This window comes from Stenotrophomonas sp. DDT-1, from assembly GCF_001580555.1.
In the GTDB taxonomy this organism is placed as follows: Bacteria; Pseudomonadota; Gammaproteobacteria; order Xanthomonadales; family Xanthomonadaceae; genus Stenotrophomonas; species Stenotrophomonas sepilia.
This window is the reverse complement of sequence record NZ_LEKR01000004.1, coordinates 61,953-83,386: the sequence shown is the minus strand read 5'-3', so window position 1 is coordinate 83,386 and position 21,434 is coordinate 61,953. Positions and strand designations below refer to the sequence as shown.

At 65.2% G+C, this 21,434-nt stretch carries 22 protein-coding genes and 2 pseudogenes; 11 read left to right on the top strand and 13 right to left on the bottom strand.

What is annotated here, in order from left to right; genetic code table 11:
* The first annotated feature begins 103 nt into the window (after window positions 1-103).
* Complete coding sequence (locus AB839_RS03275) at window positions 104-2,785, top strand: excinuclease ABC subunit UvrA (RefSeq protein ID WP_061478252.1); 2,682 nt, start codon at window positions 104-106, stop codon at window positions 2,783-2,785.
* On the opposite strand, the gene AB839_RS03270 is transcribed toward AB839_RS03275, so the two are convergent.
* Window positions 2,782-3,030 carry a hypothetical protein gene (locus AB839_RS03270; protein ID WP_241776738.1) on the bottom strand — a complete coding sequence of 83 codons (249 nt, stop codon included), beginning with the start codon at window positions 3,028-3,030 and terminating at the stop codon, window positions 2,782-2,784. The two genes, AB839_RS03275 and AB839_RS03270, sit on opposite strands and share 4 nt — an antisense overlap.
* A gap of 550 nt (window positions 3,031-3,580) precedes the next feature.
* Here AB839_RS03270 and AB839_RS03260 point away from each other — a divergent pair.
* Entirely contained in the window at window positions 3,581-3,880 is a 300-nt protein-coding gene (locus AB839_RS03260) for a hypothetical protein (protein ID WP_061478250.1), read from the top strand.
* A gap of 43 nt (window positions 3,881-3,923) precedes the next feature.
* Here AB839_RS03260 and AB839_RS03255 read toward each other — a convergent pair whose 3' ends face one another.
* Together AB839_RS03255 and AB839_RS03250 are read right to left on the bottom strand one after the other, a co-directional pair.
* Window positions 3,924-4,235: a hypothetical protein gene (locus AB839_RS03255; protein WP_061478249.1), complete on the bottom strand. Its 312-nt coding sequence runs from the start codon at window positions 4,233-4,235 to the stop codon at window positions 3,924-3,926.
* Between the two features lie 237 nt (window positions 4,236-4,472).
* The gene (locus tag AB839_RS03250) at window positions 4,473-5,426 is read right to left on the bottom strand and encodes an alpha/beta hydrolase (RefSeq protein ID WP_061478248.1); all 954 of its coding nucleotides are present in this window, start codon (window positions 5,424-5,426) and stop codon (window positions 4,473-4,475) included.
* 168 nt (window positions 5,427-5,594) lie between these two features.
* On the opposite strand from AB839_RS03250, the gene AB839_RS03245 reads away from it, so the two are divergent.
* The 8 genes from AB839_RS03245 to AB839_RS03210 all read left to right on the top strand — a co-directional run bounded on the left by AB839_RS03245 (window position 5,595) and on the right by AB839_RS03210 (window position 13,093).
* Complete coding sequence (locus tag AB839_RS03245; RefSeq protein WP_061478247.1) at window positions 5,595-6,164, top strand: TetR family transcriptional regulator; 570 nt, start codon at window positions 5,595-5,597, stop codon at window positions 6,162-6,164.
* A 62-nt stretch (window positions 6,165-6,226) separates the two neighbouring features.
* Window positions 6,227-6,703: a nuclear transport factor 2 family protein gene (locus tag AB839_RS03240; RefSeq protein WP_033834192.1), complete on the top strand. Its 477-nt coding sequence runs from the start codon at window positions 6,227-6,229 to the stop codon at window positions 6,701-6,703.
* Between the two features lie 79 nt (window positions 6,704-6,782).
* The gene (locus AB839_RS03235; RefSeq protein ID WP_061478246.1) at window positions 6,783-7,310 is read left to right on the top strand and encodes a hypothetical protein; all 528 of its coding nucleotides are present in this window, start codon (window positions 6,783-6,785) and stop codon (window positions 7,308-7,310) included.
* Window positions 7,311-7,621: 311 nt separating this feature from the next.
* The gene (paoA, locus tag AB839_RS03230; RefSeq protein ID WP_061478245.1) at window positions 7,622-8,269 is read left to right on the top strand and encodes an aldehyde dehydrogenase iron-sulfur subunit PaoA; all 648 of its coding nucleotides are present in this window, start codon (window positions 7,622-7,624) and stop codon (window positions 8,267-8,269) included.
* Window positions 8,266-9,216: a xanthine dehydrogenase family protein subunit M gene (locus tag AB839_RS03225; protein ID WP_061478244.1), complete on the top strand. Its 951-nt coding sequence runs from the start codon at window positions 8,266-8,268 to the stop codon at window positions 9,214-9,216. Before paoA ends, AB839_RS03225 begins: the two co-directional genes overlap by 4 nt.
* Complete coding sequence (gene paoC, locus AB839_RS03220) at window positions 9,216-11,420, top strand: aldehyde oxidoreductase molybdenum-binding subunit PaoC (RefSeq protein ID WP_061478243.1); 2,205 nt, start codon at window positions 9,216-9,218, stop codon at window positions 11,418-11,420. Before AB839_RS03225 ends, paoC begins: the two co-directional genes overlap by 1 nt.
* A gap of 9 nt (window positions 11,421-11,429) precedes the next feature.
* Window positions 11,430-12,491, top strand: coding sequence for an XdhC/CoxI family protein (locus AB839_RS03215; protein ID WP_061478242.1), 1,062 nt, complete (start codon window positions 11,430-11,432; stop codon window positions 12,489-12,491).
* Entirely contained in the window at window positions 12,467-13,093 is a 627-nt protein-coding gene (locus AB839_RS03210; RefSeq protein ID WP_061478241.1) for a nucleotidyltransferase family protein, read from the top strand. The genes AB839_RS03215 and AB839_RS03210 overlap by 25 nt, the downstream gene beginning before the upstream one ends.
* Window positions 13,094-13,197: 104 nt before the next feature.
* Here AB839_RS03210 and AB839_RS03205 read toward each other — a convergent pair whose 3' ends face one another.
* Window positions 13,198-13,668 carry a hypothetical protein gene (locus AB839_RS03205; protein ID WP_061478240.1) on the bottom strand — a complete coding sequence of 157 codons (471 nt, stop codon included), beginning with the start codon at window positions 13,666-13,668 and terminating at the stop codon, window positions 13,198-13,200.
* On the bottom strand, window positions 13,669-14,025 hold the full coding sequence (locus AB839_RS03200) for a hypothetical protein (RefSeq protein WP_061478239.1): 357 nt from the start codon (window positions 14,023-14,025) through the stop codon (window positions 13,669-13,671).
* Between the two features lie 589 nt (window positions 14,026-14,614).
* Between AB839_RS03200 and AB839_RS03195 the strand changes: the two genes are divergently transcribed.
* Window positions 14,615-15,139: a hypothetical protein gene (locus AB839_RS03195; protein ID WP_061478238.1), complete on the top strand. Its 525-nt coding sequence runs from the start codon at window positions 14,615-14,617 to the stop codon at window positions 15,137-15,139.
* A 61-nt stretch (window positions 15,140-15,200) separates the two neighbouring features.
* On the opposite strand, the gene AB839_RS03190 is transcribed toward AB839_RS03195, so the two are convergent.
* The 8 genes and pseudogenes from AB839_RS03190 to AB839_RS03160 form a co-directional block, all read right to left on the bottom strand.
* Complete coding sequence (locus tag AB839_RS03190) at window positions 15,201-15,668, bottom strand: tetratricopeptide repeat protein (RefSeq protein WP_241776737.1); 468 nt, start codon at window positions 15,666-15,668, stop codon at window positions 15,201-15,203.
* A 342-nt stretch (window positions 15,669-16,010) separates the two neighbouring features.
* Window positions 16,011-16,579 (bottom strand): annotated as a pseudogene (locus AB839_RS03185) (sulfite exporter TauE/SafE family protein); the annotation flags it as partial.
* 27 nt (window positions 16,580-16,606) lie between these two features.
* A pseudogene (locus AB839_RS20965) lies at window positions 16,607-16,920 on the bottom strand (sulfur transferase domain-containing protein); the annotation flags it as partial.
* A gap of 1 nt (window position 16,921) precedes the next feature.
* Window positions 16,922-17,353, bottom strand: coding sequence for a hypothetical protein (locus tag AB839_RS03180; protein ID WP_061478237.1), 432 nt, complete (start codon window positions 17,351-17,353; stop codon window positions 16,922-16,924).
* On the bottom strand, window positions 17,350-18,216 hold the full coding sequence (locus AB839_RS03175) for an MBL fold metallo-hydrolase (protein WP_061478328.1): 867 nt from the start codon (window positions 18,214-18,216) through the stop codon (window positions 17,350-17,352). The genes AB839_RS03180 and AB839_RS03175 overlap by 4 nt, the downstream gene beginning before the upstream one ends.
* Window positions 18,217-18,363: 147 nt before the next feature.
* Window positions 18,364-19,074 carry a DUF2238 domain-containing protein gene (locus tag AB839_RS03170; protein WP_061478236.1) on the bottom strand — a complete coding sequence of 237 codons (711 nt, stop codon included), beginning with the start codon at window positions 19,072-19,074 and terminating at the stop codon, window positions 18,364-18,366.
* Window positions 19,064-20,059 (bottom strand): universal stress protein, encoded by a 996-nt coding sequence (locus AB839_RS03165; protein WP_061478235.1) that lies wholly within the window; start codon window positions 20,057-20,059, stop codon window positions 19,064-19,066. Before AB839_RS03165 ends, AB839_RS03170 begins: the two co-directional genes overlap by 11 nt.
* A 112-nt stretch (window positions 20,060-20,171) precedes the next feature.
* Entirely contained in the window at window positions 20,172-21,431 is a 1,260-nt protein-coding gene (locus tag AB839_RS03160; RefSeq protein ID WP_061478234.1) for a DUF4010 domain-containing protein, read from the bottom strand.
* Window positions 21,432-21,434: the final 3 nt, after the last annotated feature.

Here is a 21,434-nt window from a genome sequence, read left to right as displayed (position 1 = left end):
GCACGTGGTTGCGCACCCCCTCACGCCATTCACCGCGCAACAGCGACAATGGCCCCTCGGGCGCACCATGCGCGATCCGCCCACCGAATGCAGGAATGCTGAAATGTCCAACACCCCCTTTGGCGAGTCGTCATGTGCTGCCGCAGCCAGTGGCTGCATCGAGGTCCGCGGTGCGCGCGAGCACAACCTGAAGAATGTCGATGTCTCCATTCCACGCAATGCGCTGGTGGTGTTCTCCGGCGTATCGGGGTCCGGCAAGTCCTCGTTGGCCTTCGGCACGGTCTTCGCCGAGGCGCAGCGGCGCTACTTCGAATCCGTCGCACCGTATGCGCGCCGCCTGATCGACCAGGCGGGCGTGCCGGACGTGGACGCCATCGACGGCCTGCCGCCGGCGGTGGCCTTGCAGCAGCAGCGCGGCGCGAGCAATGCGCGCTCGTCGGTGGGCAGCGTGACCACGCTGTCCAGCCTGGTGCGCATGATGTACTCGCGGGCGGGGGCCTACCCGGCCCACCAGCCCATGCTGTACGCCGAAGACTTCTCGCCCAACACCCCACAGGGTGCCTGCAGCACCTGCCACGGCCTGGGGCACGTCTATGAGGTGACCGAAGCGCTGATGGTGCCGGACCCATCGCTGAGCATCCGCGAGCGCGCCATCGCCTCCTGGCCACCGGCCTGGCATGGCCAGAACCTGCGCGACATCCTGGTCACGCTGGGCTACGACATCGATGTGCCGTGGAAGAAGCTGCCGAAGAAGGACCGGGACTGGATCCTGTTCACCGAGGAAACCCCGACCGTGCCGGTCTATGCCGGGTTCACGCCCGCCGAGACCCGCGCCGCGCTCAAGCGCAAGCTCGAGCCCAGCTACATGGGCACGTACACCGGCGCACGCCGCTACGTGCTGCACACCTTTGCCAACACCCAGAGCGCGCTGATGCGCAAGCGTGTTTCCCGCTACATGGAGGGCCGGCTGTGCCCCGCCTGCCACGGGAAGCGCCTGAAGCCGGAAGCGCTTTCAGTCACCTTCGCCGGCGTGGACATCGGCGAGTTCATGCGGCTGCCGCTGGACCAGCTGGCGACGTTGCTCGAGCCCATCGCGCAGGGCGACTTCAGTGCACACAGCCACGGCGCGCGTACCAGCAGGCGTGCAACGCCCCGCGATCGCGCCAAGCGGGCAGCAAGTGGCCGCGCGACCCACGCCGGCGCACCCGACGTGCGCCTGACCTCAGCCTTGTCTGAGGAAAAGCGCCTGGCGGCGCAACGGCTGGCGGGCGGGGTCATGGCGCGGGTACGGCAACTTCGCGAGCTCGGCCTTGGCTATCTCTCGCTGGATCGCGCCACGCCCACGCTGTCGGCCGGCGAACTGCAGCGCCTGCGCCTGGCCACGCAGCTCAGCTCGCTGCTGTTCGGCGTGCTGTACGTGCTCGACGAACCGTCGGCCGGCCTGCATCCGGCCGACAGCCAGGCGCTGTACGACGCGCTGGAACGCCTGCGCGACGGCGGTAACTCGGTGTTCGTTGTTGAACATGATCTGGAGCTGATGCGCCGCGCGCAGTGGCTGGTCGATGTGGGCCCACAGGCAGGGGAACATGGCGGACGCGTTCTCTACAGTGGCGAGCCCGATGGCCTGCGCAACGTTCAGGATTCGCGCACGGCGCAGTACCTGTTCGACCGGGTGCCCGCGCCGGCCAGCCGGCAGCGCAGTGCCAACAGCTGGCTGGAGCTGAAAGGCATCCACCGCCATAACCTGAACGGCGTGGATGCGCAGGTGCCGTTGGGGTTGCTGACTGCAGTGACCGGCATTTCCGGATCGGGCAAATCCAGCCTGATGGCGCAGGCGCTGCCCGAGCTGATGCTGCTGCACCTGGGGCACGAGACGTTAGATGACAGCACCGACAGCGCGCCCACGGATGGACCCAGCGTGATCGAAGCCACGCGGGGCCAGCTGGCCGGCGACGTAGACGCCATCCAGCGCGTGGTACAGGTGGACCAGAAGCCCATCGGCCGCACGCCACGCTCCAACCTGGCTACCTACACGGGCCTGTTCGACTACGTGCGCAAGCTGTTTGCCGCGACACCCGACGCGCGCCGCCGCCGATTCGACGCGGGCCGCTTTTCGTTCAACGTGGCCAAGGGCCGATGCGAAACCTGCGAAGGCGAGGGCTTCGTCAGCGTCGAACTGCTGTTCATGCCCAGCGTCTATGCACCATGCCCCACCTGCCACGGTGCCCGCTACAACGAGGCCACGCTGAAGGTGCAGTGGAACGGTCGCAACATTGCCGAGGTCCTGCAGATGACGGTGGACCAGGCCCATGCGTTCTTCGCCGAGGAAGAGGCCATCGCCCGCCCGCTGCAGCTGCTGCAGGAGATCGGCCTGGGCTACCTGCGGCTGGGCCAGCCGGCCACGGAACTTTCAGGTGGCGAGGCGCAACGCATCAAACTGGCTACAGAGCTGCAGCGCAGCCAGCGCGGGCGCACGCTGTACGTGCTGGACGAACCCACCACCGGCCTGCATGCAGCAGACGCGGACAGGCTGCTGATGCAGCTTCAGCGGCTGGTGGACGCAGGCAACACGGTGGTGATGATCGAGCACGACATGCGTTCTGTCGCACAGGCCGACTGGGTGATCGACGTCGGCCCGGGCGCTGGCGGCGCGGGCGGCACCATCGTGGCGGCGGGGGCACCGCATCAGGTGGCCCACGCCAAGGGCAGCAGGACGGCACCGTTCCTGGCATCCGAGCTGGGGCAGGGTGTGCGCGAGCGGAATCATCCGGCAGGAGGCGCCTAGCCGCAGGACAGCAGCGTCCAGCAACGATCGGCAATCTCTGCCGCGCCAGGGTGGCCGCGCAGGCTTGATCGTTTCGCAAGGCGGCACTGCAGATCGTCCATCCAGGCTGACCGGGTACCGTGCGGATCTCTCACATAGATGTCGCAGGCAAGCCGGATGACCGGCGCCACTTCGTGCCGGAGACTCACCGCGGGCAACGCGCCCAGGTTGAACGCGGTTTCCCAGTGGGCCAGCTCGCGCTCCACATCGACAACGTGCCTGCTTCTTCCGTGGCTCACGGCGCCCTACCCCTGTTCGAAACCTCACTGTACACGCTTGCTGCCGGGAGCCTGTTCATCACAACCGTTCATACAACGCGCTTGCCGGCACGTTCCCGTAACGGCAACAGGCCCACAGTCAATCGGCAGCACACTTGCTGCGACGGAGCAATCGTGGCGCAGCGTTCGGCTGGCTGGAGTCGTTCCGCAGGGTCCAGCAGGACGAAGCACACGTATTCGAATGCGCAAAGCGCGCCGATGCGGCATCTTCCTAGGCGTCGCATCCGGACCTGACATCGCGCAGGCGTATGCTCGGGTCATCCAGGAGCAACGCGATGACTTTTCCGATCTGCATCTACGATAGAACGGGCACGGGGCTCCGGCTGCCCGCGGGGTGGTGGATCGACCTTCAGTCCGATCTGCCCGCGCTGGTGAACGGCGCCGCACGCATCGACCTTCCGCGCTCTTCGAAAGACGAGCACCCACGCTTGGATCCAGAGGTCCTGAGGGACCTTTTCCGGCGCATCGGGGGTTCGCAATGGCTAGGTTGAATCCGGTGCGTTCCCTGGGAGTGCGCTGGCTGTTCTTCCGTCTTCGCAATGGCCAATCCATCAGTCCCGCCAGGTTGATGTCCGTCTGGTCCGAGGCTGCCGAATCCAATGAGTGCGCCGTGCGCCGCGAGATCATCGACGGCGCAGGCTACGTCTATGCCCTGTACGCGCCCAACAGCCTGCTTTCCCCCCGGCGTGTGGAGCTGCGCATGAGAGCGCTGCTGGAGGAGGCCGGCTACGCCTTCACGATGGGTAGCCTGGCAGGGCGTCACCCCGGCGACGGTTGAGGCGCGGCGCTGAGGCGCCGGCCGGACAGTCCATGCGTCGCTCTCATTCGGGGCCATCAGGCTCCAGTGGTTCGTCAGGTGCGGGATCGAAGAGCGCCAGCATCCGTTCCCGCCGACATTGTTCGAGCCAGTGGTGCCATATCTCCACCTCGTCCATCAGCCCCGTGGCACCGCACGCGGGGCACGTGAGCGTCGTGCCCAATGGACTCGTCTTGAGGCCCTCGTCCTGAGTCATTGATGAGCGCAAGCCGCAGCTCTTGCAGGTCGATCGCAACTGATCGAGGCGAACGATGGCGCCATTGCGCGCAAGAAGGGGCTGGATCGCGTGGATCCGGAAGGCATTGGGAGGATGCATGGCCGTGTCGTCTGGGGCTGGACACGGGAGCAAAGGATTCTGCGCCGGAGAAGAGCCGTGAGAACGCAGTGTGCCTTGTTGGAGGTTAACCCTTCATCAAGGTGCACACCGCGCTCCATGATTGGCCTGAAATCCCACGGCCGCAATCGTGCACTGACGTGGCAGCCGGCGCTCGTCCGGTGCCGGCCCTGCCTCTGGGCAGGAAGGGCTCCGCCATCACGACGGAGCCCCGTACACTCACTTTTCCTGCAGGAACGCCAGCAGGTCCTGGTTGACCTTGTCCTTGTGGGTGTCGGTCAGGCCGTGCGGCGCACCCGGGTAGACAATCAGCTTTGCGCCCTTGATCAGCTTTGCCGACTGGCGGCCCGAGATATCGATCGGCACGATCTGATCGTCGTCACCGTGGATCACCAGGGTAGGAACATCGAACTTCTTCAGGTCGGCGCGGAAATCGGTGGCCGAGAACGCGGCGATCGAATCGTAGGTGTTCTTGTGGCCGCCCTGCATGCCCTGCGCCCACCACGCATCGATCAGCCCCTGCGACACCTTCGCGCCCGGGCGGTTGAAGCCATAGAACGGGCCCGACGGAATGTCCTTGTACAGCTGCGCGCGGTTCTCCATCTGTGCCTTGCGGATGCCGTCGAACACTTCGATCGGCAGGCCGTTCGGGTTGTCAGCGGTCTTCAGCATGAACGGCGGCACCGAGCTGATCAGCACGGCCTTCTTCACCCGCCCGGTGCCATGCCGGCCGATGTAGCGCGCCACTTCGCCGCCACCGGTGGAGAAGCCCACCAGGGTCACATCGTGCAGATCCAGCGTATTGATCACCGTGGCCAGGTCATCGGCGTAATGATCCATATCGTTGCCGTCCCACGGCTGGCTGGAGCGGCCGTGGCCGCGACGGTCATGGGCAATGACGCGGTAGCCGTGGTTGGCCAGGAAGATCATCTGCGACTCCCAGCTGTCCGAGTTCAACGGCCAGCCATGGCTGAAGGTCACGACCGGGCCGTTCTTCGGGCCCCAGTCCTTGTAGTACAGCTGCACGCCATCGGCGGTGGTGATGTAGCTGGCGGTGCGCGCGATGCTGGTGACTGCCGCCGGCCTGGGCGGTTCGGCGGCCTGCGCGGACAGGCCGGCCTGGACCGAGAGGGCGAGGGCGGCAACGGCCAGGGTACGGGCGAAGGTGTTCATGCGGGAACTCTCATGGGTGGGTGATGAGACGTACTTTGCGCCTGCAATCAGGCGTCCGGGTGATGAACTGTCCTGATTTCTTGATAGATCGTCTTGCACGGATGTGCGCGTACGAATCGATCGCGATCGCCTGTTGACAGGGTAGAACGCTCGTTCTACTTTGCAGCCATGAGCAAGCTCACCACCGACACCCAACAGAAGATCCTGGCCACGGCCGAGGCGCTGATCTACCAGAACGGGATCCACGCCACCGGCATGGACCTGCTGGTGAAGACCTCGGGCGTGGCGCGGAAGAGCATCTACCGCCACTTCGAGAACAAGGACGACGTGGCCGCCGCCGCGTTGAAGGCGCGCGACGTGCGCTGGTTGGCCTGGTTCCGGAACGAATGCGATAAAGCGGACACCCCGGAAGCACGCATTCTCGGCATGTTCACCGTGCTCAAGGGTTGGTTCCAGTCCGAGGGCTATCGCGGTTGTGCGTTCATCAATACCGCGGGCGAGGTCGGCGACCCGGCTGATCCGATCCGGGAGATCGCGCGGAATCACAAGCGGAAGTTGCTCGATTACACGCTGGAACTTACCGAACAACTGGATGTGGAGCAGCCGGCGGACCTGGCCCGTCAGCTGCTGGTCCTGATGGAAGGCGCCATCACCCTGTCGCGCGTGATGGGTGATTACGACGCTGCAGACACTGCGAAGGATGTCGCGAAGCTGTTGCTGGAACAGGCCAAGCGTTAGCGCCTGGGTATGCCAGATCCTTTGAAGCAATCCATGTATCCATTTCGATTGGAGGTCTCCCCGTGTCCGCAGAACAACCCCGTCCGCCGCTTCCTCCGTTCACCCTCGAATCCGCCACCCAGAAGGTGCGTCTTGCCGAGGATGGCTGGAATTCCCGCGATGCCGACAAGGTGTCGCTTGCCTATTCGCTCGACACCCAGTGGCGCAACCGTGCCGAGTTCACCAACGGCCGGGAGGAAGCCCGGCAGTTCCTGGCACGCAAATGGAACAAGGAACTCGAGTACCGCCTGATCAAGGAGCTCTGGGCCTTTACCGAAAACCGCATTGCGGTCCGCTACGCGTACGAATGGCACGACGACTCCGGCAACTGGTTCCGTTCCTATGGAAACGAGAACTGGGAATTCGGCGCCGATGGCCTGATGCAGCGCCGCTTCTCGTGCATCAACGACCTGCCGATCAAGGAAAGCGACCGCAAGTTCCATTGGCCACTGGGGCGTCGCCCGGATGACCACCCGGGGTTGTCTGAGCTGGGTATGTGATTCCCGCTGAGACGCCATCCGAAGCGCGCTCGGGTACGATGAGACCGCCGGCATCCGCGCCGGCGGGGCAGGGGGCGCAATGGACATGCAGGCACGGGGCGGATTCGTTCCGCCCGCGAAGACCGATTCGCAGGAACTGGGATTGATGATCCTATTCAAGAGAGCCGGTCTTCTCTTGTGCCTGGCGGGCGCAGGGTTGGTTAATGCGCAGGTACCCCCTCAACCGGACAGGCCGAAAGTTGAGCTTGACGGCCCGATCGCAACGGATAGTGGCGCGGAGCTTGATGACAAGCAGCTACGCACGCTGGTCCGGCGCGCAGATGCAGGCGATGCTGATGCGGCGTTTCGACTTTCGCGCCACTTTGAGGGCAAAGGCGTGGCCGGCAACTCCCATATGTGGCTTGTCTACGCCGCAGCGCTGGGGCACCCGATTGCACAGTACAACGTGTTCTTCATGTTGAGGGACAAGCAGGACTGTGAGTCATCCAGTGAGGCATACGCATGGCTCAGGAGTGCCGCGCTGAAGGGAGTGACGGTCGCGGATTCCGAACTTGAGCACGCGGCACGCACGGCGTCTCGGCGATGTGCCAGCAAGCGAGAGGAATAGAGAAGCCATCTACCTACGAGAGAAGCGAGCGTGGCAACTCAGTCAAGCCCGCCGTAGTTGGCCTGCAGGCTGGGAATGAGTCCGGGTGTCCTTGAAAGAGCTCGATGCAGTCGATTTCTTCGGACCTACTACAACACGTTCTTCTAGGCACGCAGGCTGACTGCCTTGGTCGGGCCGTACATTTCGCCGGCTTCACAGATCTGTACCCCGCAGATGGGCATAGTGGCCTTTGGGTAGTGTGAGCGCGTCCATCCAGCCACGGGGGTTTCCCCGAACGCCAGGAGGTCACTGTGCCAAGTTGTGATGAAGGAATGAAGTTGACGCGTCGCCAGGTGATCGCCGGTGGCGTCACGACCGTGGCGATGTCCGCCGCACCGGGGGCATCATCGCTCGCCGCCGAACTGGCGGCGCACCCGCCGCCCAGGCCGCCGGTCATCAGCACGGTGGCGTTGACCGTCAACGGCGTGCGGCGGGAGCTTGAACTCGACACCCGGACCACGCTGCTCGATGCCCTGCGCGAACATCTGAAGCTGACCGGCACCAAGAAGGGCTGCGACCACGGTCAATGCGGTGCCTGTACCGTGCTGGTCAACGGTGAGCGCATCAATGCCTGCCTCAGCCTGGCGGTGCAGCACCAGGGCGATGCCATCACCACCATCGAAGGCCTCGGAACCCCCGATGACCTGCATCCGATGCAGGCCGCCTTCATCAAGCATGACGGCTACCAGTGCGGGTACTGCACGCCGGGGCAGATCTGCTCGGCGGTGGCGGTACTGGACGAGATCAAGCGGGGTGTCCCCAGCCATGTGCAGGCAGACGTCAGTGCAAGGCCCCGGGCCACCAACATGGAGATGCGCGAACGCATGAGCGGCAACCTCTGCCGCTGCGGGGCCTATTCCAACATTGCCGAGGCGATGGCAGAGGTCGCTGGCGTGACCTCTGCAGGGAGGCGCGCATGAGGGCCTTCAGTTACGAACGCGCGAAATCCCCGGCCGAGGCCGCCAAGGCCGTCGCCGGTACCGAGGGCGCGAAGTTCCTGGCCGGAGGGACCAACCTGCTCGACCTGATGAAGCTGGAGGTCGAGACGCCAGCGCATCTGGTCGATGTGCAGGACATCGGCCTGGACAGGATTGAACCCACCGACGAGGGCGGCCTGCGCATCGGCACGCTGGTCACCAATACCGCGCTGGCCTCGCATGAGCGCGTGCGCCGCGACTATGCGGTGCTGACCCGCGCGATCGTGGCAGGCGCTTCCGGGCAGCTGCGCAACAAAGCCACCACCGGCGGCAACCTGCTGCAGCGCACGCGCTGCCCGTATTTCTACGACCCCAATCTGCCCTGCAACAAGCGCCTGCCCGGATCCGGCTGCGGCGCACTCGAGGGGTTCTCCCGGCAGATGGGCGTGATCGGCACCTCGGACAGCTGCATCGCGACCTATCCGGGCGACATGGCGGTGGCCCTGCGGGTGCTGGACGCCTCGATCCAGACCGTCAGCGGTGACGGCAGTACGCGCAGCATCCCGATTGCCGATTTCCATCGTTCCCCCGGCGACAGGCCGCAGCAGGACAACGTGCTGCAGCGCGGTGAGCTGATCACCCACGTCACGCTGCCGAAGCCCCTGGGCGGTCGGCACGTGTACCACAAGGTACGTGACCGCGCGTCCTATGCGTTCGCACTGGTGTCGGTCGCCGCGGTCGTGCAGCGTGACGGCTCGGCACGGTTCGCCTTCGGTGGGGTCGCGCCGAAGCCGTGGCGCGTCGAGGCAGCCGAACCGCTGCTGCGCGACGGCGTAAAGGCCGCGACCCGGCAGGTGTTCTCCGGCGCCCGTCCGACGCCGGAGAACGCGTTCAAGATCGCGCTCGCCGAGCGCACCCTCGCGGCCGTGCTGGTGGAAGGAGAGCGCTGATGCCCCTTGAGTTCAACGCCCCCGCCGGCGACAACCTGTTCGACAAGGCCAAGGTCGTCGGCAAGTCGACGCCGCGCATCGACGGTCCACGCAAGACCACCGGCACCGCTCCCTATGCCTACGAGCGCCACGACGTGGCGCCGAACCAGGCCTACGGCTACATCGTCGGTGCGGGCATCGGCAAGGGGCGCATCATTTCGATGGATGCCTCCCGCGCACGTGCCGCGCCCGGCGTACTGGCGGTCATCACCGCACCGGAAACCAAGCCGGTCGGCACATCGAACTGGAACAACGCGCCGCTGTTCGGCGGACCCGAAGTGGCCCACTACCACCAGGCCATCGCCTGCGTGGTGGCAGAGACCTTCGAGCAGGCCCGCGCCGCCGCGGCGCTGATCCGCACCCGCTACGAGCGCGGCAAGGGGCGCTTCGATTTCCCGGCCCTGGCGCCGTCCGCGCCGCTGGCAAAGGGGCGCGGTGGCAAGCCCGACCGGCAGACGCTCGGCGATTTCGACACCGCCTACGCGAGCGCCGCGGTCAAGCTCGATGAGACTTATCACACCTCCGACGAAAGTCATTCGATGATGGAGCCGCACGCCACCATCGCGGCCTGGGAGGGCGACACGCTCACGCTGTGGACGGCGAACCAGATGATCGACTGGGCCAGGCAAGGCATGGCGGCGATCCTCGGCATCGATCCTGCCAAGGTGCGCGTGGACTCGCCCTATATCGGCGGCGGCTTCGGCGGCAAGCTGTTCATCCGTGCCGACGCGGTGCTGGCCGCGTTGGCGGCCAAGCAGGTCGGGCGACCGGTGAAGATCGCGCTGCAACGCCCGTTGATGCCCAACAACACCACGCACCGGCACGCCACCCTCCAGCGCGTGCGGATCGGCTGCGGAAAGGATGGCCGGATCTCCGCCATCGCCCACGAGAACTGGTCGGGCAACATCAACGGCGAGGATGGAGAGAACGGCACCCTGCAGACGCCCAAGCTCTATGCGGGCGCCAACCGCCTGGTGGCCAACTACATCGCCACGCTCGACATGCCCGAAGGTAATGCGATGCGCGCACCGGGCGAAGCACCGGGCCACATGGCGCTGGAAGTGGCGATGGACGAAATGGCCGAGAAGCTGGGTCTCGACCCAATCGCGTTCCGCATCCTCAACGAGCCCGAGGTCGTGCCCGGCGATCCGTCCAAGAAGTTCTCCGACCGCAACCTGGTGCGCTGCCTGCGCGAAGGCGCGGAGCGCTTCAACTGGAACAAGCGCAACGCCAGGCCGGCGCAGGTCAGGGAAGGGTACTGGCTGGTCGGCATGGGCGTGTCTGCGGGCTATCGCGGCGCACCGACGATGAAGTCGGCGGCGCGGGTCCGGCTTGACGGCCAGGGCGGGGTGATTGTCGAGACCGACATGACCGACATTGGCACCGGCTCCTACACGATCATCGCGCAGACGGCAGCCGAGACCATGGGCGTGCCGCTGGACCGGGTCCAGGTGACCCTCGGCGACTCCCGTCATCCCGCCTCCGCCGGTTCCGGCGGCCAGTGGGGTGCGGCAAGCTCCACCGCAGGCGTGTACGCGGCGTGCGTCAGCCTGCGCCGCAAAGTGGGCGAGAAACTGGGCTTCGACGGCGACACCGCAGACTTCGCCAATGGCCGCATCCAAGCGGGTGGGCGGACGATCAAGCTGGCGGAGGCGGGGACACTGTCGGCGGAGGACGGCATTGCCTTCGGCGACTTCAAGCAAGGCTACGACGTCGGCACCTATGCAGGGCATTTCTGCGAGGTTGCCGTGCATGCCTACACGGGAGAGACGCGCATTCGCCGCATGCTTGCCGTATGCGATGGCGGCCGGATCCTCAATCCGCTGTCCGCACGCAGCCAGGTCATCGGCGGGATGGTGATGGGTGCGGGCGCGACCCTGATGGAGGAGCTGGTGGTCGACAAACGGCTGGGCTTGTTCATCAACCACGACCTGGCCGGCTACGAGGTTCCCGTGCACGCCGACATCCCGTACCAGGAGGTGGTCTTCCTCGACACGCTGGATCCGGTGATCTCGCCGATGAAGGCCAAGGGTGTGGGTGAACTGGGCATCTGCGGGGTTGGCGCCGCGATCGCCAATGCGATCTACAACGCAACCGGCGTGCGCGTGCGCAACTATCCCATTACCCTGGACAAGCTGTTGCCCGGCTTGCCCGACGTGGGCTGATCCTTGCGCATGGACCGACCCGCAGCCTCGCCCACTCTGGAGGCCTCCGCCGCAGGCGGAGGGGAGCCCGGCGATCTTGCCGGGGACCTGTCCGCAGCGCCGGGCTTCCTCGCCGAAGGCAGCCCGCGCGGCGTACTCGAGACGGCCTTGACGCGCGTGCGCGCGGGGGAGCACGCCGTGCTCGCGCTGGTGCTGGAAATCGATGGCTCCACCTACGCCGGTGCCGGCGACATGGTGCTGTTCTGCAACGGCAGCCAGGTCGGCTGGCTCAGCGGCGGATGCCTGGAGCCGGAGCTCGCGCGACGCGCGGAGCAGGTGAGCGCGGCAGGGCGGGTCGACTGGATCGAGATCGACACCCGCAGTGACGACGATCTGTTGAGTGGGTCCGCGCTCGGGTGCCGCGGCCGGCTGCGGATTGCGCTCCTGCCATTGCGTGCCATGGCCGGCATCGACGACGTCATCGAGGTCTGGCTGCGCGAGGGCGTGTCACTCCAGCGCGACCTTCGTACGTCGGGCCAGGTCGTCTTCCGCGCCGGCCATCGCGAGCAGGCGTGGCAGCTGCATCCGATGGAGGGGGCGCAATCCTTTGGCGAGGGCGCATGGCGGTTGCCGTTGCCCCGTCTTCCGCGGGCCCTGGTGTTGGGGGGCGGTCCCGAAACGCCCTTGCTGGTTCCGTTGCTGCGGGGCCTGGGGTGGCGGGTCAGCGTGGCCGAACGGCGAGCGCGCTGGGCCTCAGCCGGGCAGTGCGCGGATGCGCATCTTCAGACCAGCCCGGCAGAGGCCCTTCATGGCGACCCGTGCGACGCGGTACTGGTGATGCATCACGATTTCGAACTGGACCGGGAGACGCTGGTGGCCCTGGCTGATACCAACGTCGCGTTCATTGGGCTGCTGGGTCCGCGGCGAAGGCGCGAGGACCTGTTCAAGCTGCTGACACCGGATCAGCGCCACCGCCTTTCCCCGAGACTACGGTCACCGGTCGGCCTGAACATCGGCGGCCGGGGGCCAGAGGCGATTTCGCTCAGCATCGCCGCGCAGCTGCAGCAATGGCGAAGCGCGCACGGCAGGTGACTGACGCGCATGCGGTCGTCGTGCTGGCTGCCGGCGGGAGCACCCGACTTGGCCAGCCCAAGCAGCTTCTGACCCGGCAGGGCGAGACCCTGGTACATCGCGTGGTGCGGTTGGCGCGGGAGCTCGCGCCAGCGCAGGTGCTGGTCGTGGTGGGCGCGAACGCCCAGGCCGTGACATCCAGCATTGCCGGGCTGGATGCCACCCCGGTAACCAACCACCACTGGGAACGCGGCCTGGCGAGCAGCCTGCAGGTTGCCGGCGCACACCTGCTGCCCACGGTGACCGCGGTGATGGTCGTGGCATGCGACCAGCCCGCGATCGAGCGCTGCCATCTGCAGGCGCTGCTTTCGGGTGCCCGCGCCGCAGCGTCAACGTGCGCGGGCACCCGCCACGGAAATGTGCTTGGCGTTCCCGCAGTAGTGCCGCGCGCCTGGTTCACCGCTGTCGGTGCAGCCGGTGACCGCGGATTCGGAGCGCGCCTGCGGCAACTTCCTGTCGATACGGTGCATGTCCTGCAGGCGCCTGAACTGGCCCTGGATATCGATACGCCAGAAGATCTTGCGCGTGCGCGCGATGCGGGCTGGATCGATGCCGGGAGGTGACCCGCATGATCACTGGACCAATGCCTGTCGCGCACGTGACGAGCGGAAGGACTGGAGCCCGAACCCTCGCTGCCCTCAGCCCTGTAGAGTCGAGCCATGCTCGACTACGGCACGCCACATCGCGCCCCAACAGGCAGATCACCAGCAAGAATCTGCAGCACCCGATCCAACACAACAGGCTCCGGCACGCCCGCCAGTACCTGCTCCAGGTAATCCAACGGCTCCAACTGCCATTGGAGGAGCGCCCGCAACCGCACAACGGCAGGCGCCCGCTGCTTCGCATTCAGTGAGACCTGCAACAGCAGATGGTGCGGGCGCCTCTCCAGCCACAGCACGGGTATGCCTCGGCAATGAACCTGGAGCTCGGCATCTCGATGCCGCTCGACGAACTGGAAGCCTTGTCGTGGCCGATCCTCCACGAACTGAACGGCTTGGCGGCGCAGCTGTGAAAAGCGATTGTCAGCGATGCTGTGGAACGCGAGCTGCTCGGGCACAGGCCGCACCGACCACCAAAGTTGTGCCGCGACCACTGACGTGAGGAGCAGCGCTGTGGCCGCCCAGCGGCACCACGCCACTCAGCCCTCCGGATGCAGTCGGGTACTCGCGTGTGCGGTAAGGCCGATTCCGGCCATGATCAGCCCCTCCATCACGCGCGGGCCGACGTATTGCTCCAGCTCGCCGTTCTCGCGGGCACGCTGTGCGGCCAGCAGGATCTCCAGGACCACGCGAAGCCCGGCCAGCGAGCAATCGGTATCCGCCAAGGCGATGCGTCGACCGGGCATCTGATGGCGTTCTGGCCAGGGCTGGCCATCGGAGGCGACACCGGCGCCGATGCTGTGCAGCAGGGCGATGAGCGTGTTCGGGTCCAAGGCAGGACCGTTGGCGGGCGCGTCGTGGATCGGGCGCGGGGCAGGGGAGTGGGGCTGGGTCATGGCGGGGCTCCTTGCGTGCATGCAGAAGCCGCCACCGATAAAGGTGGCGGACGATGCGTGGTTCGAAACCCCGTGTGTGGATGACCGGGCAGGCGCAAGGCCTCCACGCACCGCCCGCCATAGCCGACTGACGGATTGCCAGCCGGCACCGCGCGAAGCAGTGCCGGCTGGCAAGTGCGAGCAACATCCACACAACCGGGGTTTCGAATCCCGACCACCGATGCACGGTGGCAGGGCAAGGAATACGCGGACCTATGCGTGATGCCAATGCAGTAGGGCTGATGACGTCACTACTTTCAACATTTTCAGAATCGTTGCATACGACGCAACCAAGCTGGAGCCTTGCGCTACAACGCTATCGGCGATGCCGGTGGTGCAAGCCTAGCGAGTGTCGGCATCCGCCCGGCGAGGCCGTGAGCGAGGCGAATGCGACAGGCCTGTCCGGCAATGCGCTGCCGACTGCGTGTGACGCGTCACGTTAATAGGTGAAATCTGCGAAGCAGGGCGCTGCATGTCACCATGTGGCGGACGAATCATCTGCACAATGCCCCTTGGTGCCTCATGGACACACCCGCCCAAGAAGGTCTTCATGTCTGGTATGACTGACGGGCAGCAACTACGCAACGCGCAATGGGGCAAGGTGTCGCGCCTGTTCAAGCCTGCGATGATCATTAGCGCGGCGCTGGCGGCAAGCGCAGAAACGCTCTATCGCATAGGGGTATACCCGCGAGCCATCTTCGAGGCGGGCAGCGCTGATGCTCGAACCTGGTTGTATGTGGCATTGATGTACCTGATCGCCTTTCCAGTGCTGTTTCTTCGGATGAGGCGACTGCTCGCAGGCTATCCCATGCCATGGAACCCGCCACTCAAGCGCTGGTTGCTGGGCGCGTTCTCCCTGGTCCTCTGCAGCGGAATGATCATGCTGCCAGTCATCGTGCTGACTGTTGGAGGCAGCGCTGCAGGTCGCGGCAAAGGGCTGTATCAGCTGTTCACTGGCAGTCTCTTCGGCACATTCCTTGTGGGAACGGTGCTCGCCTACGCAGCGGCCCTGGGTGCATGGCTGCTGTTTATCGGAACCCCCAAGCTGCTCTTCCCCAAGCCGGGCTCCCGCTAGGCCGGCTGCGATAGTTTCCTGGAAGTGCAGGTGTTCGAGCCCGCCACCCGCTGCCGGGGCGTCAGTAGCCCTTCAACGCCGCCTTGGTTCGCTCCAGCCATGCGGCATTGTGGCTGCGCGCATGGCGCGACCAGTGCTGGGCATCATCGATGATGCTGGCGAACAGGCTGCGGGCTTGCTCGCGATCGTCGGGTTGCGGCTGCGCCATCAGCCATTCGGCGTAGAGGCAGCGAGCGGCCGCATCGTTTCCGCATTCCACGGCGCGCTCGAACGCGGCACGGGTGCCGGGCGCTTGGGCAGCCGCCAGTGCCTGCGCGTAAAGCAGGGTCTGTTCCGGCTTGCGGCGCACATCCGGGTGGCGGGCGAACAGGCCGTCCAGCGTCTCCACCGCAAGCGCGGGCTGTCCGGACTCGAGGCGAGCGCGGGCGAGTCCGGTCAGGATGTAGGGATCGTCGCCCAACGGCGAGCTGGCTGCCTGCTCAAGCAAGGTTCTGGCTTCCTCGGCCTGGCCGCCATCCAGCAGCGTCATGCCCAGGCGAACCCGGTTCTGCACGGTGGGCGTACGCGCTAGCTCGGCGCGGGCGTTGCGCAGGTCCTGGCCCGGGTCCATGAGCTGCTTGGCGGAGCGGACGACCTGCCGGGCACCACGCGAATGGCGGACTTCCGGGAAGTAGATCGCCAGGAAGTAGACGACGCTGCCGAGCAGCGGGAACGAGAAGAGCAGGATGAGCCAATGGCCGCCAGTACGTGGAGTCCGATTCCTATATAGGGCATGTCTGCCGCCTCGTCCTTGTGAGGGGTGGAACTATAGTGGGGGTGGGGTGAGGTGCCAATGGGGTGGGGGTGATCGAGCGTGACGCGTCATGTTAATGATGCCGCCCACACTGCCTGCAACGATGAATACTGCGGCGAGCTGCCAGTTCACCAGTCCGGATGACGCATGGTTGATGGCGGTCGCCGGACCAAAAGCAGAAACCGCCACGAGGTAGCTGCCCATCGCCGCCAGCATCGGCGTCCCGGTCGCAGCCACCAACCCGCGGACGACGAGGACGCCTCCGCCAATGCCGAGCCTTCCGCATTGCGCTTGCGCAGCATGAGGATGCCGACCACGATCATGAGCAGGGCGAACAGGAACAGCAGTCGCTGTCCATCGATGGCCTTGCCCAAGGTCGAGCCGAGGTACGCACCCGAGACACCTGCCGAGGCGAAGACCGATGCGCACGGCCATCTGACATTATCCCTGCGTGCGTGAACGAACAGGTTTGAGAGAGCATTGGCAGCAACCGCAAGTGCGCTCGTACCAATGGCGACGTGAGGGTTGTCGATACCCACCAGGTAGAGCATCAGCGGGACAGCCAGGATGGAGCCGCCTCCCCCGACCAGTCCGAGTATGAAACCAACGAGAATGCCAGAGAGTCCCCCCAGCGCGAGCTGCAGCAGGGAAAGGGTTTGCATGTCAGTTGGCCGTCAGGCAGGGGAGGACGGGGCGCCTCGCAGGCGCGAAGCAAGAGAGGACAGGTCGTAACCAGCCTCGCCGCAACGGACAGCACCTGTTCAAGCGTAGCGCTGCCGGCACGGACCTGGGAAAGTGCCCATAGCGACGCAGAGCGGGTGCCGGTCCTGCAGTAAGCGGCGATGGGTGCAGGCAGTTGTTCCAGCAGCACCGCGAACTGCTGAACATGTCTATCGGTGATGCTGCCAGGCACGACGGGCAGATAGGCAAAGGTCAGGCTCGCCCTGGAACAGGCCGCCTGCAGTGCAAGGTGATCGGGCTGTTCCGGATCATGCTCCACCTCCGACAATCATGCGCACGACCGCCATGCCGATGAGCATGAAAACGCCGGTGGCCACCATGGAACGCGATGACAGCCTGGCCAAGCCGCAAACGCCGTGCCCGCTCGTGCAGCCAGATCCGAGGCTCGTTCCAAAGCCGAGCAGCAGCCCGGCCCACACCAACAACGGCGTCGCGGAGGTTGAAAGCGAGGGCAGCGCAATGGGCTTGATCGCCATCGCCAAGCCGGACGTAACCAGCAGCCCTGCCAGTAACAGGCTCGACAAGGAGCGGTCGCCACCTGACGACAGGCCGAGGGGGTCGGTGAGCAAGCCAGAGACGCCGGCAATGCGACCGGTCAGCACCAGAAAGCCACCGGCTGCCGTACCGATCATCAGGCCGCCAATGAGTGGCCAGTACCACGCCAAGGAGGGCAGGGTCATAGCAGGTCCACCGGCAACTTCAGGTAACGCACCCCGTTATCTTCAGGCTCGGGCAGATGGCCCGCGCGCATGTTGACCTGCACAGAGGGCAGGATCAGGCGCGGCATGGGCAGCGTCGCGTCGCGGTTCTCGCGCATCTCCACGAACATGGCCTCCGTCACACCCTCGTGCACATGGAGATTGGCGGTTCGTTCCGCGCCTATCGTAGTTTCCCATGCGAACCGATCCCGGCCCGCGGCTTTGTAGTCGTGGCAGAGGAAGACCCGGGTTTCATCCGGCAGAACCAGCAGGCGCTTTATGGAGCGATAGAGCTGGCGGGCCGAGCCTCCGGGAAAGTCGCAGCGGGCCGTGCCGTAGTCCGGCATGAACAGCGTATCGCCGGGAAACACCGCGTCCCCGATGACGTAGGCCATGCACGCAGGGGTGTGTCCCGGCACATGCAATGCGATTGCCTGCAGATCTCCAACACTGAACTCAGCGCCATCGGCGAACAGATGGTCGAATTGGCTTCCGTCGCGCTTGAACTCCGTACCAGCGTTGAACACCTTGCCGAAGGTGTCCTGCACGGCAGTGATATGCTCGCCAATGGCAAGCTTTCCGCCAACCTGCTGCTGCAACAACGATGCGGCGGAAAGATGATCGGCGTGGGCATGCGTCTCCAGCAGCCATTGAACCTGCAGGCCTTCATCACGAATGTACTGGACCAGCGCTGAGGCGGAGCCGGTCGAGATGCGTCCAGAGGTCATGTCGAAGTCAAGAACGGAGTCGATGACGGCGCAAGCTGCAGACTCGGGGGCACGTACTACATGACTCGCCGTAAAGGTGACGGGGTCAAAGAACGTCTTCACGCAGGGTGAAGGCAGGAGGCCGCATCGCGCCTTGCGCACGATGTCCTGAGCTCGCTCCAATGCGGAATCGACGATGACAGGGGTATCCACGACATGCTCCTGGCGTTCGATGAGGGATATCAATTCATGGCTGGTTGCACTGCATGGGCTCTTGTACGTAGATCAGGCCGACGGCCAGGCATGAGCGGCGGTGACGCGGCGCACGCTGATACCCACCGCGCTGGCGATGGCCCCGACCGAAGCCAACAGCACATCTTTGTGGGCATCCCATACGTCGCCCTGGATACCGAGATATGCCATTCCAAGGTCCTGATCGACCACCAGTACTGCGCCCCATTCGATCAGTTCATAGGCAGCGGACGTGGCGACGATGAACTGAATGGCAATCAGATTCAGCGTCAACTCACTGGCGGCCAGATGCCTTGCATAGAGCTCCTTTGCCGCAGGCATCACCAATGCGCCGTAGGCAAAGTGAACGAGCCTGTCGAAATGGTTGCGATCCCAGTGCAGCAGATCAGAGACAGTCCGGCCGGTCAGCTTCTGTGCCCACGCGTCATAAGGAACTTCGGCATAGGTGAAATGGGCGCCCACGGCATGAAGGCAAAGAAAGATGAGAAGCAGCGCGTTGGTGCCAGGCCGAAACGGGCGCGGCCACTGCTGGACGACGAGGTAGGGAACGGCAACGAATGCCAGTAGATTCTCCAGCAACCAATCGCGACGGTGGTACGGCTCCACCGCGGCCAGCAGCCAGCAGACCGCATAGATCGCAAGGCAGAACAACGCAAAGCGACCGGGCTCCAGCAGCGTGGCAAGGAACCTGCCTTCTGGCCTTGCCGGGCTGAGCGGCTCCAGTGAGGGATCGTCAGTGGGCATACAGGACCGGGATGGCCGCCCCCAGCAGCAGCTCTCTTGTCATTCCGCCGATTGCCCACTCGCGGAGGCGGGAATGACCGTATCCACCGACCACGATCAGCGATGCCTTGACCGCGTTGGCATGGTCGACAAGGACCTCGCTGGAGCGGCGGTGTCTCCCAGACAGCCTGGTGGCGGATGCCGCGATGCCCCAGCCCCGGAGGTGCTCGACAAGGGAGGGCATCACCGTGTCAGCCTCGTCCAGCTCGTCCCGGTACCTGCATACTTCCACCAGCTGCACAGACTGGACCTGCTGCAGTAGCGGAATGGCAGCATGCAGGGCGCGGCACGCATTGGCGGTGCCTTTCCAGCCCACGATTGCGCACGCGTTACCACTCGGCCGCCAGTGTGGCGGAACCACCACAACAGGCCGTCCCGCTTCAAAAAGCAACGCGTTGAACAGGGCCAGGCCTATCGGGTCGGGAGTCGCAAACCCCGACCAGCCGCCCAGAATGGCCATGTCCGCAGAGAAGGCCAGTTGCGCGGCAAGCTCTGCAGGCGTTTCAGTTCCGGCTTCATGAACTTCCACGGAGATTCCAGGGTGTTCTGCGGTTCTCGCCCTGATCCTTGCGGCTCTATCGGCGGCCTCCCTGCGCAGCGCATCCTGCGCCGCCAGGAACGATGGCCTGGGTGTTGGATCAGGCGTTCCTATCGCAGGAGGCGGCAGGTAGACCGTTTCGATGATGCGCACGCGTGCGCCCTGTGACTCGCCCAGTTCAATAGCAAAACGTATGGCCGCGCCGTCTGCTGTCGAATCAGCCAGCGGCACCAGAAGGTCCTTCAACACGGCTCTGTCCTCTTGATCATTCCAGCGGAACAGGAACGCTGGGGTTGACCTGACAATGGGGGTAGACATGTCGACGCTCGCATCTGTCCATGCAACACGGCCGGCAGCTGCTCCTGCGAAGGCGACGGGCGGTCCATCCTGGCTGGTTTTCTTCTGCATCGGGAGTGGCCTGCATTGTCCGCCAGCGCTGTGGGTGCATATTGACGTGGGTCAATGTTCCGGTCGGCGCACTGTTGCGGGCAGATCGGCGTGGACATCTGCCCGCCCATTGTCATGCGGTTGAAAGCACCAGCATCAGGCTGCCGCCAAAGGTGGCGACCATCGCGACGATGCCCGCAATTACCCAGCTCGCGTAGCTTCGCCCGCCGCGGGCGATGGCAAGCGTGCACTTCAGCACTGAGTTGCTGGCAAGGGCAGCCGCCATGGCCTGCAGGGCTTCCTCTGCGTCGACCTGATGACCCGCAGTGAGTTGCGCTGCGGCCGCTATGGCAGCGTGCACGTCGGCCAGCCCCGATACGGCGGATATCCACGCCAGAGCGCCTTGCCCAAGCCAGTTCCGCGCGAAAGCGCCGACCAGCATAAGCAACGCCATGAGGCCAACGAAGGCAAGAACATGCCGGGGTTGGAAAGGGCGAGCACCCGGCGACAGCGCCCCGTGCGGTAGTGAGCGCATTGCCCGCCAGCCGGACATTACCGCTACCACAAGAGTCGTCACGCACGATGCAAGCAAAGGCACTGCCAGAGGCGTCAGCAATGCGGGGCAGAGCAGCGCGACAACCACTCCAATCTGCGCCAAGGTGCCGATGTTGGAAAGCAATCCTGCCCCTGCAAAGGCCGACGCGTTGGCCGGATCATCGCGAGCCTTGCTGGCCATCGCCGCGATGGTGGCGGTACTTGAGACCAGCCCCCCGGCGAGAGCGGTAAGCGCCAGGCCCAGTCGCGGCCCAAGGAAGCGCAGCGCAAGGTAGCCGGCCGAGCTCACCACCATCATCGCCACTATCAGGAAGCCCAGGCGCTGGGGATTGATGGCACCCCAGGGATCGACCGCCCGAGCAGGGAGAAGCGGCAGCACCACGAAGGCAACAGCTACCAACAGCAGCGCGTCATGCAGCTCCCGTCGAGTGAGCTGTCGGGTAGCGAAATAGTGGATGCGGGACTTGGATGCCAGAAGCAGCACCGCACCGATACCGGCTGCCGCAGCCAGCACGGTAGAGTGCATTGCGGTGACCCCCAGCAGCCACGTCAGCAGCATCGCAAATTCGCTGGTTGAACCGGGGTCATTGGCTGCGGTATGACGGTAACTTGCGACCGCCATGCTGACTACGCCCAGGCCTGAGACAAGGAGCGGAATTGTGCCAGCCCAGGCCGCCAAACCGCCGGTCAGCCCAATCACGGTGAACGTGCGGATTCCGGCACCCTCGGAATTACCGCCGCTGCTGCGCTCCCGCTCCACTCCAATCAGCAACCCCAACCCGCCGGCCATAGCCACACCCCAGGGCGTAGGGTTCGAGGCCTGCATGAAGTCCATCATGGG

What these genes read in the sequence shown, in the direction of transcription:
- AB839_RS03210 (WP_061478241.1), top strand. Translation starts at nt 12,467, where the DNA reads ATGGCGAAGCGCGCACGGCAGGTGACTGACGCGCATGCGGTCGTCGTG.
- AB839_RS03165 (WP_061478235.1), bottom strand. Translation starts at nt 20,059, where the DNA reads ATGCAGAAGAAAACCAGCCAGGATGGACCGCCCGTCGCCTTCGCAGGA.
- AB839_RS03190 (WP_241776737.1), bottom strand. Translation starts at nt 15,668, where the DNA reads ATGACGCTGCTGGATGGCGGCCAGGCCGAGGAAGCCAGAACCTTGCTT.
- AB839_RS03225 (WP_061478244.1), top strand. Translation starts at nt 8,266, where the DNA reads ATGAGGGCCTTCAGTTACGAACGCGCGAAATCCCCGGCCGAGGCCGCC.
- AB839_RS03195 (WP_061478238.1), top strand. Translation starts at nt 14,615, where the DNA reads ATGTCTGGTATGACTGACGGGCAGCAACTACGCAACGCGCAATGGGGC.
- AB839_RS03275 (WP_061478252.1), top strand. Translation starts at nt 104, where the DNA reads ATGTCCAACACCCCCTTTGGCGAGTCGTCATGTGCTGCCGCAGCCAGT.
- AB839_RS03215 (WP_061478242.1), top strand. Translation starts at nt 11,430, where the DNA reads ATGGACCGACCCGCAGCCTCGCCCACTCTGGAGGCCTCCGCCGCAGGC.
- AB839_RS03170 (WP_061478236.1), bottom strand. Translation starts at nt 19,074, where the DNA reads ATGCCCACTGACGATCCCTCACTGGAGCCGCTCAGCCCGGCAAGGCCA.
- AB839_RS03255 (WP_061478249.1), bottom strand. Translation starts at nt 4,235, where the DNA reads ATGCATCCTCCCAATGCCTTCCGGATCCACGCGATCCAGCCCCTTCTT.
- AB839_RS03260 (WP_061478250.1), top strand. Translation starts at nt 3,581, where the DNA reads ATGGCTAGGTTGAATCCGGTGCGTTCCCTGGGAGTGCGCTGGCTGTTC.
- AB839_RS03200 (WP_061478239.1), bottom strand. Translation starts at nt 14,025, where the DNA reads ATGACCCAGCCCCACTCCCCTGCCCCGCGCCCGATCCACGACGCGCCC.
- AB839_RS03160 (WP_061478234.1), bottom strand. Translation starts at nt 21,431, where the DNA reads ATGATGGACTTCATGCAGGCCTCGAACCCTACGCCCTGGGGTGTGGCT.
- paoA (WP_061478245.1), top strand. Translation starts at nt 7,622, where the DNA reads ATGAAGTTGACGCGTCGCCAGGTGATCGCCGGTGGCGTCACGACCGTG.
- paoC (WP_061478243.1), top strand. Translation starts at nt 9,216, where the DNA reads ATGCCCCTTGAGTTCAACGCCCCCGCCGGCGACAACCTGTTCGACAAG.
- AB839_RS03245 (WP_061478247.1), top strand. Translation starts at nt 5,595, where the DNA reads ATGAGCAAGCTCACCACCGACACCCAACAGAAGATCCTGGCCACGGCC.
- AB839_RS03235 (WP_061478246.1), top strand. Translation starts at nt 6,783, where the DNA reads ATGGACATGCAGGCACGGGGCGGATTCGTTCCGCCCGCGAAGACCGAT.
- AB839_RS03250 (WP_061478248.1), bottom strand. Translation starts at nt 5,426, where the DNA reads ATGAACACCTTCGCCCGTACCCTGGCCGTTGCCGCCCTCGCCCTCTCG.
- AB839_RS03180 (WP_061478237.1), bottom strand. Translation starts at nt 17,353, where the DNA reads ATGACCCTGCCCTCCTTGGCGTGGTACTGGCCACTCATTGGCGGCCTG.